Raw genomic sequence first — 13,117 nt, forward strand, 5'->3', positions numbered from 1 at the left:
AGATTTTGAAAAATTTGGCAAAACCCCACCGCTTGTATAAAATAGCCACCTTATTTTTTACGACAAAATCCTATGAAAAAACTGACAAAATTTCTCTCTCTTTCGGCGGTGTTGGTGCTGACGGCGTGTAATTCCGTGTTAGATGCCCCGACCGAAGTGCAAAAGCCGACGGTGCAAATTTCGAAAAACGATCCGCAATGGCAGCAACATCTTGCTCAACTCGCTCAAATCAAGGGCTATCAAGCCAAAGGGCAGTTTGGTTATATTTCGCCCGATGAGCGTTTTTCTTCCCACTTCGTTTGGCAATACAAAACGCCAACTCAGTTCGGGTTAGAGCTTTCTTCCAACCTTTCGAGCAAATCCCTCAAATTGCAACGCAATAGCCGTGGTTTGACCATTTCCGATAGCGAGGGCAATTCTCGTTCTGATGCGGATGTCGATGCGTTGATGAAAGAGATTATCGGGGTGTCGTTTCCGATTGATCAGTTTGCCTATTGGGTGAAGGGGCAGCCCGAGCAAAATGGCGATTATGTGGTGAACGAAAAACGCCAACTTTCCCAATTTGACTACACGATCAACGGGCAACGCTGGAAGGCGAGCTATGTGGAATATCACGAAAATCGCACGCCGAATTTGCCGAAGCTCATCGTGCTAGAAAGTGGCGAGCAGACCTTGAAAATCCGTATCGATCAATGGACCTATTGATGAAAACCCTATTACCCAGCCCTGCCAAGCTCAATTTATTCTTATATATCAACGGCAAGCGGTCAGATGGCTACCACGAATTGCAAACCCTGTTTCAATTTTTGGATTATGGCGATGAATTGAGTTTTGAAATCAGCGACAGCCCTGAAATCGTGCTACTGAACGAAATTGAGGGCGTGCCGACCGAGCAAAACTTAATCTACCGAGCCGCAAAAATTTTGCAGGATCGCACCGCTTGCCAGCGTGGTGCCAAGATCGGCATTACCAAACGCCTGCCAATGGGCGGTGGCGTGGGCGGTGGATCGTCTAATGCGGCGACCGTTTTAGTTGGGCTAAATCATTTATGGCAAACGGGGCTAAGCCTTGAACAGCTTGCCGAATTGGGCTTGCAGTTGGGGGCGGATGTGCCGATTTTCGTGCGAGGGCAAGCCGCCTTTGCCGAGGGGGTGGGCGAAAAATTAACCCCTTGTGAGCCGATTGAGAAGTGGTATTTGGTGCTTAAACCCGAAGTGTCCATTTCTACGGCGGTGGTGTTTGGCGATCCCGAACTGCCGAGAAATACCCCAAAACGACCGCTTGCGGAACTTTTGAACAGCCAATGGGAAAACGATTGCGAAAAAATTGTGCGAGATCATTATTCCGAGGTTGAAGATCTTGTCGCTTGGTTGATACAATACGCCCCGACTCGGCTCACTGGCACGGGGGCTTGTGTGTTTGCCGAATTTGAATCGAAAGCCGAGGCGGAACGCGTCTTGGCAATCAAGCCCGACAACGTGCAGGGCTTTGTGGCAAAAGGGCAGAATCGCTCGCCGCTACATCAACAACTTCTTTTACTTTCCTAAACCTGAGGTCAATTCCAATGCCTGATATTAAACTCTTTGCGGGAAACGCAACGCCAGAACTGGCTAAACGTATTGCAGAACGTCTTTACATCTCTTTGGGGGACGCAACTGTTGGGCGTTTTAGCGATGGCGAAATTCAAGTGCAAATCAATGAAAACGTGCGTGGTGGCGACATTTTCATTGTGCAATCAACCTGTGCACCAACGAATGATAATCTTATGGAATTGATTGTAATGGTGGACGCTTTACGCCGTGCTTCCGCAGGGCGTATTACGGCGGTAATCCCTTATTTCGGCTATGCTCGCCAAGATCGCCGTGTGCGTTCGGCGCGTGTGCCAATCACTGCCAAAGTGGTGGCGGATTTCCTTTCTAGCGTGGGGGTGGATCGCGTTTTAACCTGCGATCTACACGCCGAGCAAATTCAAGGTTTCTTTGATGTGCCAGTGGATAACGTGTTCGGCTCGCCAGTCTTAATTGACGACATTTTAAGAAAAATCGACCTCGTGAACCCGATTGTAGTGTCGCCAGACATCGGTGGTGTGGTGCGTGCCAGAGCCATTGCCAAATTGCTCAACGACAGCGATATGGCGATCATCGACAAACGCCGTCCGAAAGCGAACGTGGCACAAGTAATGCACATCATCGGCGACGTGGCGGACAGAGATTGTATCCTCGTTGATGATATGATCGACACGGGCGGCACGCTGGTGAAAGCGGCGGAAGCCTTGAAAGAACGTGGGGCAAGACGCGTGTTCGCCTACGCCACCCACGCCGTATTCTCTGGCACGGCAGCCAAAAACCTCGCCAACGAAGCCTTAGACGAAGTAGTGGTAACCGACACCATTCCGCTCACCGATGAAATCAAAGCCCTCAATAAAGTACGAGTGCTAACCTTATCGGGAATGTTATCCGAAGCGATCCGCCGTATCAGCAACGAAGAATCGATCTCGGCGATGTTTAACGCCTAAATTTTCAAATAACAGACCGCTTGTTTCGCAAGCGGTTTTTTATCATTGAGGATAAAATGAATAGCAAACCGACTCTTGAAACGATCCTATCTCACCGTTCCATTCGGAAATTTACCAACCAGCCCATCGCACCTGAACTGTTTGACACCTTGATTGATGCAGGGCGACAAGCCTCAACCTCAAATCATCTGCAATGTGTGAGCATTATTCGGATCACCGATCCGCAACTGCGAGAAGCCCTCGCCACCGCATCGGGAATGGTGTATGTGAAAGAGTGTGCCGAATTTTTGGTGTTCTGCATTGATTTTCACAAACACAAACAGCTCAACCCCGAAGCCTAACTCGATTGGGCGGAAGTGAGTTTAATCGGGGCGGTCGATACCGGCATTATGGCTCAAAATGTGCTGTTAGCCGCCGAATCCCTAGGGCTAGGGGGCGTTTACATCGGGGCGTTACGCAACCAAATTGAACAGGTGGCGGAATTGCTCGGCTTGCCGGATTACTGCGTGCCGTTGGTTGGCTTATGTTTGGGCTATCCCGATCAAGATCCGATGCTCAAACTTCGCTTCCCGCAAGCCTTAGTTTGCCACGAAAACCGCTATCAACCCCTCGAACAAACGGTGTTTGAGCAATACGATGCGGAACTCACGGATTACTATCAAGCTCGCTCAGGCAAAGCCCTCTCGTGGCTAGACGGCGTTCGCAAAACCCTAAACCAACCCGTCCGCCCGCATATTTTGCCATTCTTGCAAAAGAAAGGGTTGCTGAAAAAATAACGAAACAAGGGGTAGGATTTTACGAAAAATTTCGCAGAATCCTACCCTTTGCAATAGCTTACTCTTGTGCCAACGCCGTGATTGGGTTGAGATGTGAAGCGTTGCGGGCGGGGATATAGCCGAACAGCACGCCGATTAGGGTTGAGCAGAGGACGGCGACAATCACGGATTCGGGCGATAGCATCATTTTGAAATCTGAACCGAGGGTGTTGAAGCTGAGGATAATCGCCACCGCCAGCAAAATGCCGATTACGCCACCGAGCAGGCAAATTAGGATTGCTTCAATTAAAAATTGTTGCAAGATGTTACCTTGTTTTGCCCCGATTGCCATTCGCACGCCGATTTCTTTGGTGCGTTCTGTTACCGAAACCAACATTATGTTCATCACGCCAATCCCGCCCACAATTAGGGAAATCAAGGCAATCGAGGAAATTAGCAGGGTCATTGTGTTGGTGGTGCTGGTAATGGTTTGTTTGATCGTGTCGCTGTTCATAATGAAGAAATCTTTTTTGCCGTGCTTTGCCGTGAGTAGTTCGGTGATGCTTTTTTCGGCGGTTTGGCTTTCCACATCGTCTTTGATTTTTACGGTCAAGGCATCAATTTTTTTCTCGCCCGAAATCCGTTGCATTAGGGTGGTGTAAGGCGTCCAAAGCACGAGGCTACTTTGGTTCATTGTGTTTGATTGTTCCGCCACGCCGATGATTTTGACGGGCTTTTTATCGATCAAAATAATCTGATCAAGGGGTTGGTTTAGATTGAGGGATTTTTGCGTATTCGGGTCGATCACAATCACTTGGGCGGCATTCGCCACTTCCTCTTGGCTGAAAAAACGCCCCGCCACCAATTTCAAGCCTTTCACATCCATAAATTGCTCGCCCACGCCACGCACGGAAGCGGAAACCGCCTTGTTGCCGTGAATAATGGTGGTACTGAGGGAACTGCTCGGCGTGGTGCTTGCCACGAAATTTTGTTTGGCAAGCATTTCCGCATCGCTGATCGAGAGATTTTTGGTGAGATTGGCTCGGCGGTCGCCAAAGCCCGTGCCGTTCATAATGTCCATTGTGTTCGTGCCGAGATTGTTAATGCTTGACAAAATTTGCTGTTGCGAGCCTTTCCCCAACGCCACTACCGAGATCACCGAAGCGATCCCGATAATAATGCCGAGCATTGTCAGCATTGCCCGTAGCTTGTGAGCCATAATCGCACTGGTCGCCATTTTGAACGATTCGTAAAGTTGATCGAGAAAACGGGGTTTTGAGGCGGTTTGAGTCAGATTTTTCGGCTGTTCCACCAGTGGTTGTTGGCGTTCATCACGGATAATCTCGCCGTCTTTGATCTCGATGATCCGTTTGGCGTGGGCGGCGATTTTCGGATCGTGGGTTACCATAATCAGAGTATGCCCCTCTTGATGCAGTTCTTGCAGAATTTCTAATACCGTTTCGCCGCTGTGGGAATCCAACGCCCCCGTGGGTTCGTCCGCTAAAATGATTTCGCCCCCGTTCATCAAGGCACGGGCGATACTCACTCGCTGTTGTTGTCCCCCTGAAAGTTGGTTGGGCTTGTGCTGAATTTTATCCGCAAGCCCCAATTTGCCGAGCAGTTGCTTGGCACGAGCGAGGCGAGTTTGGCTTTCAATCCCCGCATAAATCGCTGGCAACGCTACATTTTCGGTGGCATTGAGGGCGGAAAGCAGGTTATAGCGTTGGAAAATAAAGCCAAATTTGCGTTGGCGAAGATCGGAAAGTTGATCCGCATTGAGGGATTGGGTTTCCACCCCGTCAATTTTATACGAGCCGCTACTTGCAGTATCAAGGCAGCCTAAAATGTTCATCAAAGTCGATTTCCCCGACCCCGAAGCCCCGATAATCGCCACAAAATCCCCTTGCTGAATGGTGAGATTGATATTTTTCAGAATATGAGCAGGGTTTTCGGCATTGCCCACATATTTATTTAAATTTGAAATTTCAATAAGTTGCATTTTGTTCCTTGTTGTTTTTTGTGTGTTTTGTGGAAATTTTTGGAAATCCTACCGCTTGTTTGGGTTCTGTTACTTTTTCTTTGCTTCGCCAAAGAAAAAGTAACCAAAAAGAAATGCGACCCCGAGCATTTTGCTGATGTTTCGCTTGTTTCTAATTTCTGCGGTCAATTTGTAAACTCGCTTGCTTCGCAAGCTCAAACAGTACAAATTGCCCTTGAAATTGACGAAACCGCTCAACGCAAAATGACGGGGGATTTTTGTTCGAGCAAATAATCGTTCGTAGGGGCGGATTTTATATCCGCCCTAACAATCCCAGACAAGGAGTAAGATTTTTGGAAATTTACTATTTCATTCCAATCAAGACACCCCAATTCAAATTCCGTTCTTATTTTAGCAGAGATAATCCCCACAAATGGGGGTGGATTTTTTTCATTCCTTCAAAATAATGCTTGATCTCGTGAAATTTTGCGTTAAATTGTAGCCTTTCTTTTATTTTTATAATTTTGAGGTCAAACACAATGTTATCTAATGAAGTTGTTATCTCAATTATCGTGCTGTTGGGGCTGAGTTTGCTCAGAATCAACGTGGTAATTGCGTTAATTATTGCTGCTCTCACTTGTGGGCTTATTGGTAATTATGGGGTGGACGGTGCAGGGCTTTTTGATGCACTCACTAAAACGATTAAAAGTTTCACGGGCGGTTTAGGCGGTGGGGCGGAAACGGCGATGAATTATGCCGTGTTAGGGGCGTTTGCGATTGCCCTTTCTCGCTCTGGTGTAACGGATTTGCTCGCTTATAAAGTGATTAAATCGTTCGGTCAGCGTCCGTCTGGTCGTTCCGTGATGTGGTTCAAATATGCGGTATTATTTGTGTTGGTAGCGTTCTCAATGTCCTCACAAAACTTGATTCCAATTCACATCGCTTTCATTCCTATCCTTGTTCCACCTTTGTTGAGCGTAATGAATCAGCTCAAAATCGACCGCCGTGCGGTGGCGTGTGCCTTGACTTTTGGTTTAACGGCGACTTATATGTTGATTCCAGCGGGCTTCGGGTTGATCTTTATTGAAAGCATTTTGGTGAAGAATATCAACCAAGCAGGGCAGAGCTTTAATTTAGTCGCTTCCACGGCGGAAATGACCAAAGCAATGGCAATTCCTGTGGCGGGAATGATTGTGGGTTTGCTGTTTGCGTTTTTTGTCTCTTACCGCAAACCGCGTTCTTATGTGGAAGATCGCCAAGAACCAACCGCGGACGATATTGCCGAACGTGTGGCAAAGGTTAAATCATTCCACATCGGCATTAGCATTTTTGCGATTATTGCGACTTGTGGCGTGCAGTTAGCGACAGGCTCAACCATTATTGGTGGTTTGGTTGGCTTGATCATCTTCGCCCTCGGTGGCGTGTTCAAACTCAAACAGAGTAACGATATTTTCCAAGAGGGCCTACGCTTAATGGCGATGATCGGCTTTGTGATGATTGCCGCTTCGGGCTATGCCAGCGTAGTAAACTCAACGGGCGGCGTGGCAGCCTTAGTGGAAGGCTTGAAAGGGGCAATCGCCAGCAAAGAAATGGCAGCCTTGTTAATGTTGGTGGTGGGCTTGTTGATTACAATGGGAATCGGTTCATCATTCTCAACCGTGCCGATTATCGCCTCCATTTATGTGCCATTGTGTGTTTCTTTCGGTTTCTCACCGCTTGCCACAATGTCAATTATCGGCGTAGCCGCCGCATTGGGCGATGCAGGATCGCCAGCCTCGGATTCGACCTTAGGCCCAACATCAGGCTTGAACGCAGACGGCAAACACGACCACATTTGGGATTCTGTTGTGCCAACCTTTATCCACTTCAACATTCCATTGTTAGTGTTTGGGTGGATTGCGGCGATGGTGTTGTAAATAGGCTGTTGCAATAGATAAGGGGATATTTTCAGAAATCGTACCCCTTGTTTGAAATTGTTACTTTCTTTGCTTGTGCAAAGAAAGTAACCAAAGAAACACGCCCCCGAGCATTTTGCTGATGTTTCGCTTGTTTCTAATTTCTGCGGTCAATTTGTAAACTCGCCAGCAAGCTGGCTCAAACAGTACAAATTGACCTTGAAATTGACGAAACCGCTCAACGCAAAATGACGGGGGATCAAACAGGGACAACGTCCCTGAATAATTGATAACCTAGTACGGCTTGCCGTGCTAGGCAATAAGCGGTAGGATCTCTTAAAATTTTCGTTAATCTCACCGCTTGCAGGGACGCTGAATAGTGTCCCTGTTATTTTATTAAGGAAGAAAATGAAATTTATCTCTTTTAATATCAATGGCTTGCGGGCAAGACCGCACCAGTTAGAGGCGTTAATCGCTAAACATCAGCCCGATGTGATCGGTTTGCAGGAAATCAAAGTGGCGGACGAGGATTTTCCTTATGATCTCGTTAATCATCTCGGCTACCACGTTTTTCATCACGGGCAGAAAGGGCATTATGGGGTGGCGTTGCTGACGAAGCAAAAACCGTTGGCGGTGCGAAAAGGTTTCCCAACGGACGAGGCGGACGCTCAAAAACGAATGATTATGGCGGATTTAGAAACCCCGTTCGGCGTGCTGACCGTGCTAAACGGCTACTTTCCGCAGGGGGAAAATCGTAGCCACGAAACCAAATTCCCTGCCAAACAAAAATTCTACGCCGATTTGCAACGCTATTTGGAAAGCGAACTCAATCCGCAAAATCCGATTGTGATTATGGGCGATATGAACATCAGCCCGACCGATCTCGACATCGGCATCGGCGAGCCAAACCGCAAACGCTGGTTGCGAGACGGCAAATGTTCGTTCTTACCCGAAGAACGGGAATGGTTGGAGCGTTTGCACGGCTATGGTTTAGTCGATACATTCCGCCAAGCGAATCCGACCGCTTGCGACCAATTTTCGTGGTTTGATTACCGCTCAAAAGGCTTTGACGACAACCGCGGGCTACGGATTGACTTGATTCTTGCCAGCCAAATGTTGGCAGAAAAGTGCGTAGAAGTGGGGATCGATCACGAAATTCGTGCAATGGAAAAGCCGTCTGACCACTGTCCTGTTTGGGCGGTTTTCAAATAAAAAAAGTTAGGGTTGCGGAAACAACCCTAATTTTTTTTATAAAAATGATTAAAATAACTTTTCAATCGTTAAAAAATCATTACAATGCGGAAATTATTTTTTCAACTTAACCTTAGAGGATCTTACAATGGATAGCATTATTGCTGGTTTTGAGGGCGTGCTGACGTGGATCGTTGAGACTTTTGACGGGCCACTTTGGGACGTAACGGTGATTACGCTTTTGGGCGTGGGGTTATTTTTTACCATTACCACGGGCTTAGTCCAACTGCGTTTATTACCGCAAAGTTTGCGTGAAATGTGGGGCGGTCGCACCGCAGAGGGCGACTCTTTAACCCCGTTCCAAGCCTTTACCACAGGCTTGGCGAGCCGTGTCGGTGTGGGTAACATCGGTGGCGTAGCAACGGCGATTGCGTTAGGCGGGCCAGGGGCGGTGTTCTGGATGTGGATCACGGCATTGATCGGAATGAGCAGTGCCTTTGCCGAATCTTCCCTCGCTCAACTTTACAAAGTGCGTGATCCAAACGGAATGTTCCGTGGCGGCCCTGCGTACTATATCACCGCAGGCTTGAAATCTCGTTGGTTAGCGATTGCCTTTGCGATCACCTTGATTTTCACTTTCGGTTTTGCGTTCAATGCGGTGCAAGCCAACTCGATTGTTGAGGCAAGCCGTAACGCGTGGGGCTGGGACGCCAATCTAGTCGGGATTGCCCTTGTCGTTTTAACAGGCTTAATCATCTTCGGTGGGGTAAAACGTATCGGGCAAGTGTCGGCGAAAGTCGTACCAACAATGGCGTTGTTCTACCTAATTATGGCGGTAATCATTTTAGGAATGAACATCGAAAAAGTGCCAGAAGTGTTGAGCGACATCGTCAGCAAAGCCTTTGACTTCTCGGCAATGGCAGGCGGTATGTTCGGGGCGTTATTCTCAAAAGCAATGCTAATGGGGATCAAACGTGGCTTGTTCTCAAACGAAGCAGGTATGGGTTCAGCCCCAAACTCAGCGGCAACTTCTGACGCGAAGCACCCAGCCAGCCAAGGTTTAATCCAAATGCTCGGCGTGTTTGTCGATACCATTGTGGTCTGTACCTGTACCGCAATCATCATCTTGATGTCCGACAACTACGGCAGCGAAAGCCTGCGTGGTATCTCACTCACCCAAACCGCCCTCTCATTCCACCTAGGCGAGTTCGGTTTACACTTCCTTGCGTTCATCTTGTTGCTATTCTGCTTTACCTCAATCATCGGTAACTACGCTTACGCCGAAAGCAACATTCGCTACATTCGCAACCGTGCAGGTTTCGTATTAGGCTTCCGCCTTGTGGTGTTGTTCTTCGTCTATTTCGGTGCAGTGCGAGACGGCGGTATCGTATGGGCGTTCGCCGATACAGTAATGGCGTCAATGGCGATGATCAACTTAGTCTCGATTGTGATTTTAGCCCCAATCGTCTGGTTATTGCTCAAAGACTACCAACGCCAAATCCGTGCAGGGCAAGAGCCAGTATTTAAAATTGACGATCACCCAGAGTTAATCAAACGTGGTGTTGATCCAGAAATTTGGAAATAATTACTCAATAATGAAACAAGCGGTAAGATTTCACAAAATCTTACCGCTTGTTGTTTTTAACTATTTAGTGTTTCTTTTCGTGCTGTTTCGCTGTGGTAACACTTTCCGTTTGTAAGGCTCGGTGATACGCTTTTTTGGCATCTTGAATAATTTTATAATTTAATTCTTTGCTGCTTAATTTTTTAGTTGGTTGCATTATCGTTTTCCTTCTGTAAAAAGAGTGGCGTTTTTACAATGAAAGTATCTTGGTTTTTTCCTAAGCGACTTTCAACGTTAAAGTCTAGCAAAAATGGATCAAGATTTAAACAGATTTTATGATACCACTTAGTGTGGGCAGGGCTATTACCTGCAAATACATAGCAATCTGGTTGATATGTTTGATAATGTTGAAATATCACTTGTTTTAATTTTTCTTGTAATATGGAAAGGTTAATGTATTTTCGTTGATTTTCGCATTTTTAGGTGGGGCATATAAATCGCCTTGATAGTTGAAATCTTCAATATATTCGGAAACAGCAAATACAATGCTATAAATTGTTTGGTAATTTATAAGCATTTTTTCTATATCATCTTCAAAAAATTCAGCGGATTGGCGATGAAATACCACCGTATAATCAACATCAGACACCTGAATTTTGATACATTGCCCTTCGTCAATAGCGTAAAAGTTTTCTGATTTGTCGTTCATTTTTCTCTTTGTCTAAGATGGACATTATCGAATTTAGTACGAAAAATCATCTATCAAAACTTTCCCAAATGCAAAGCCTCAGTTTCAATTTGTCGATCCCGATCACAAAAATAAATACAAGCGGTAAGATTTGAAGAAATCTTACCGCTTGTTGTTTATGCTCGCCCTAAAAATCCAACTGGTTTGGGTGGATACCTAACGCATTGGCGATTTTAATCCGTGTATTTTTGCGTAAGGTTTGGGAATTTTCGTGTTGGGAATAGGCAGATTGCGAAATGCCTAAACGGTTTGCCACTTCCGTTTGGGTTAAGCCCAAATGCTCTCGCCACGCTCTGAGGGCGGAATAATCGTTCAGCAACGCCAATTTTGCCACCGCTTCGGGAACGCCCGTTTCGAGCGGGTCAGCAAGGTTGGCTTTTTGTTTGAGCCAATTTAAGGTGGATAATGGCATTACGGCAAAGGCAGGTTCGCCTTTTGCATCGTTGATATATTGAATGTCAGTAAGTGCGTTCATCTCGTTTTTTTACCTCTTCAATTGAGACAATATTCATTGTATTTCCCACGATATTAAAGAAAACTCGGTAATCGCCCACACGGTAACGATATTGGTAAGGGTGATTGATGAGAGCCTTGATATTTGTGCAATAAGGAAAATGTTTAAGCGCCTCGCATTTCTCAATAATGTGGGCTTTGGTCGGGATTTTCCTTAACTGTTTCAATGCCTTTGGCTGATAGATAATTTCTTTCATCATCGGGCTGTATAAGTGATATTATCGGTTTTATAAGTTTTTGCAAGGGGTATTTTTAAATCATTCCTCAATTCCTACCAAATCACAAATAGGGATATTCAATTTGTCGATCCCGATCACAAAAATAAGTGCAAGCGGTCAGATTTTTAAAAGTTTAACCAAATTTTTATCATAAAAAAATCTAATCCGAATAATGAAATAATATCCTATTCAAATCCTGAAAAAATGCGATCTAGATCGCATTTTTTTATGCGTTTTTACTCTATGATCTCGCCCGAAATTTACCAGCTATTTTTAAGAGGAAAATCAAATGAGCGTACGCGTTGAACACGATTTATTAGGCGAGCGTGAAGTGCCGAGCCACGTTTATTGGGGGATTCACACCCTGCGTGCCGTGGAAAATTTTAACATTTCCAAAACCACCATTTCCGATGTGCCAGAGTTTGTGCGAGGAATGGTAATGGTCAAAAAAGCGACCGCCCTTGCCAATGGTGAGTTGGGGGCGATTCCGAAAAAAATCGCCAAAGCGATTGTGGCGGCGTGCGATGAGATCCTTGAAAAAGGGCGTTGTATGGATCAGTTCCCGTCCGATGTTTATCAAGGCGGGGCAGGCACGTCCGTCAATATGAACACCAACGAAGTGGTGGCAAATTTGGCGTTAGAAATTTTGGGCTATCAAAAGGGCGAATATCAACATTTAGATCCGATGGATCACGTCAATGCCAGCCAATCGACCAACGACGCCTATCCAACGGGTTTCCGCTTGGCGGTTTACAACAGCATTAGTCAGCTGATTGAAAAAATTAGCTATTTACAGACCGCTTTCGATAACAAAGCAAATGAATTTGCCGATGTGCTAAAAATGGGGCGTACCCAGTTACAAGATGCAGTGCCGATGACCGTGGGGCAAGAGTTTAAGGCGTTTTCTGTGTTGTTAGAGGAAGAAGTTCGCAACCTCAAACGCACGGCGGAGTTGTTGTTAGAAGTGAACTTAGGGGCAACGGCAATCGGCACGGGCTTGAACACCCCAGAGGGTTACGCACCGCTGGCGGTTAAATATCTGTCAGAGGTGTCGGGCTTGCCGTGTGTGTTGTCAGAAAACTTGATTGAGGCAACGTCCGACTGCGGTGCTTATGTAATGGTGCACGGTGCATTAAAACGGGCGGCGGTCAAACTCTCAAAAGTGTGTAACGACCTGCGTTTGCTTTCATCAGGGCCGCGTGCAGGCTTGAATGAAATCAACTTGCCAGAGTTGCAAGCAGGTTCTTCGATTATGCCAGCCAAAGTGAACCCCGTTGTGCCAGAAGTGGTGAACCAAGTTTGCTTTAAAGTGATCGGCAACGACACCGCCATTACCTTCGCCGCCGAAGCAGGGCAGTTACAGCTCAACGTAATGGAACCTGTGATCGGGCAAGCGATGTTTGAATCAATCAGCCTACTCGCCAACGCCTGCGTGAACTTGCGTGATAAATGTATTGACGGTATCACGGTCAATCGTGAAATCTGCGAAAGCTATGTGTTTAACTCAATCGGCATCGTTACCTATCTCAATCCGTTTATCGGGCATCACAACGGCGATATTGTCGGCAAAATTTGTGCCAAAACAGGGCGTAGCGTGCGTGAAGTGGTGCTAGAACGTGGCTTACTCACGGAAGAACAGCTCGATGATATTCTTTCCCTCGACAACCTAATGAGCCCGAAATATAAGGCGAAACGGTTTAGCGAAGAAGAATAATCGACTACAATAAAGGGCGTGATTGA

13 protein-coding genes and 1 pseudogene are annotated in these 13,117 nt (G+C 46.5%); 9 read left to right on the top strand and 5 right to left on the bottom strand.

Annotated elements, in window-relative coordinates; translation table 11 throughout:
* Positions 1-72 precede the first annotated feature (72 nt).
* The 4 genes and pseudogenes from lolB to nfsA all read left to right on the top strand — a co-directional run bounded on the left by lolB (position 73) and on the right by nfsA (position 3,291).
* Entirely contained in the window at positions 73-705 is a 633-nt protein-coding gene (gene lolB / locus B0187_RS05195) for a lipoprotein insertase outer membrane protein LolB (RefSeq protein WP_078236802.1), read from the top strand.
* Positions 705-1,547, top strand: coding sequence for a 4-(cytidine 5'-diphospho)-2-C-methyl-D-erythritol kinase (gene ispE / locus B0187_RS05200; RefSeq protein ID WP_078236803.1), 843 nt, complete (start codon positions 705-707; stop codon positions 1,545-1,547). The genes lolB and ispE overlap by 1 nt, the downstream gene beginning before the upstream one ends.
* 17 nt (positions 1,548-1,564) lie before the next feature.
* The gene (locus tag B0187_RS05205) at positions 1,565-2,515 is read left to right on the top strand and encodes a ribose-phosphate pyrophosphokinase (RefSeq protein ID WP_078236804.1); all 951 of its coding nucleotides are present in this window, start codon (positions 1,565-1,567) and stop codon (positions 2,513-2,515) included.
* Between the two features lie 56 nt (positions 2,516-2,571).
* Positions 2,572-3,291 (top strand): annotated as a pseudogene (nfsA, locus tag B0187_RS05210) (oxygen-insensitive NADPH nitroreductase).
* A gap of 58 nt (positions 3,292-3,349) precedes the next feature.
* Here the strand turns inward: nfsA and B0187_RS05215 are convergent.
* Positions 3,350-5,269: a MacB family efflux pump subunit gene (locus B0187_RS05215; protein WP_078236805.1), complete on the bottom strand. Its 1,920-nt coding sequence runs from the start codon at positions 5,267-5,269 to the stop codon at positions 3,350-3,352.
* A 27-nt stretch (positions 5,270-5,296) separates the two neighbouring features.
* Between B0187_RS05215 and B0187_RS05220 the strand changes: the two genes are divergently transcribed.
* The 4 genes from B0187_RS05220 (at position 5,297) to B0187_RS05235 (ending at position 9,919) form a co-directional block, all read left to right on the top strand.
* Positions 5,297-5,542: a hypothetical protein gene (locus tag B0187_RS05220; RefSeq protein WP_158078224.1), complete on the top strand. Its 246-nt coding sequence runs from the start codon at positions 5,297-5,299 to the stop codon at positions 5,540-5,542.
* A gap of 245 nt (positions 5,543-5,787) precedes the next feature.
* Positions 5,788-7,164 (top strand): Na+/H+ antiporter family protein, encoded by a 1,377-nt coding sequence (locus B0187_RS05225; protein WP_078236807.1) that lies wholly within the window; start codon positions 5,788-5,790, stop codon positions 7,162-7,164.
* 387 nt (positions 7,165-7,551) lie between these two features.
* The gene (gene xthA / locus B0187_RS05230) at positions 7,552-8,355 is read left to right on the top strand and encodes an exodeoxyribonuclease III (protein WP_078236808.1); all 804 of its coding nucleotides are present in this window, start codon (positions 7,552-7,554) and stop codon (positions 8,353-8,355) included.
* 127 nt (positions 8,356-8,482) lie between these two features.
* Entirely contained in the window at positions 8,483-9,919 is a 1,437-nt protein-coding gene (locus B0187_RS05235; RefSeq protein ID WP_078236809.1) for an alanine/glycine:cation symporter family protein, read from the top strand.
* Between the two features lie 64 nt (positions 9,920-9,983).
* Here the strand turns inward: B0187_RS05235 and B0187_RS10430 are convergent, their stop codons facing one another.
* The 4 genes from B0187_RS10430 to B0187_RS05250 form a co-directional block, all read right to left on the bottom strand.
* Positions 9,984-10,115: a hypothetical protein gene (locus B0187_RS10430; RefSeq protein WP_281247598.1), complete on the bottom strand. Its 132-nt coding sequence runs from the start codon at positions 10,113-10,115 to the stop codon at positions 9,984-9,986.
* A gap of 207 nt (positions 10,116-10,322) precedes the next feature.
* A complete protein-coding gene (locus B0187_RS05240; RefSeq protein ID WP_078236810.1) occupies positions 10,323-10,607 on the bottom strand; it encodes a hypothetical protein in 285 nt (94 codons plus the stop codon).
* A gap of 166 nt (positions 10,608-10,773) precedes the next feature.
* Entirely contained in the window at positions 10,774-11,121 is a 348-nt protein-coding gene (relB, locus tag B0187_RS05245; RefSeq protein ID WP_078236811.1) for a type II toxin-antitoxin system RelB family anti-toxin, read from the bottom strand.
* Complete coding sequence (locus tag B0187_RS05250; RefSeq protein ID WP_078237000.1) at positions 11,105-11,356, bottom strand: type II toxin-antitoxin system RelE family toxin; 252 nt, start codon at positions 11,354-11,356, stop codon at positions 11,105-11,107. Before B0187_RS05250 ends, relB begins: the two co-directional genes overlap by 17 nt.
* 310 nt (positions 11,357-11,666) lie before the next feature.
* On the opposite strand from B0187_RS05250, the gene aspA reads away from it, so the two are divergent.
* Positions 11,667-13,091, top strand: a complete 1,425-nt coding sequence (gene aspA, locus B0187_RS05255) for an aspartate ammonia-lyase (RefSeq protein ID WP_078236812.1) — start codon at positions 11,667-11,669, stop codon at positions 13,089-13,091.
* The last annotated feature ends 26 nt before the right edge of the window (positions 13,092-13,117 follow it).

This window comes from Haemophilus paracuniculus (assembly GCF_002015115.1).
Classification (GTDB): Bacteria; Pseudomonadota; Gammaproteobacteria; order Enterobacterales; family Pasteurellaceae; genus Haemophilus_E; species Haemophilus_E paracuniculus.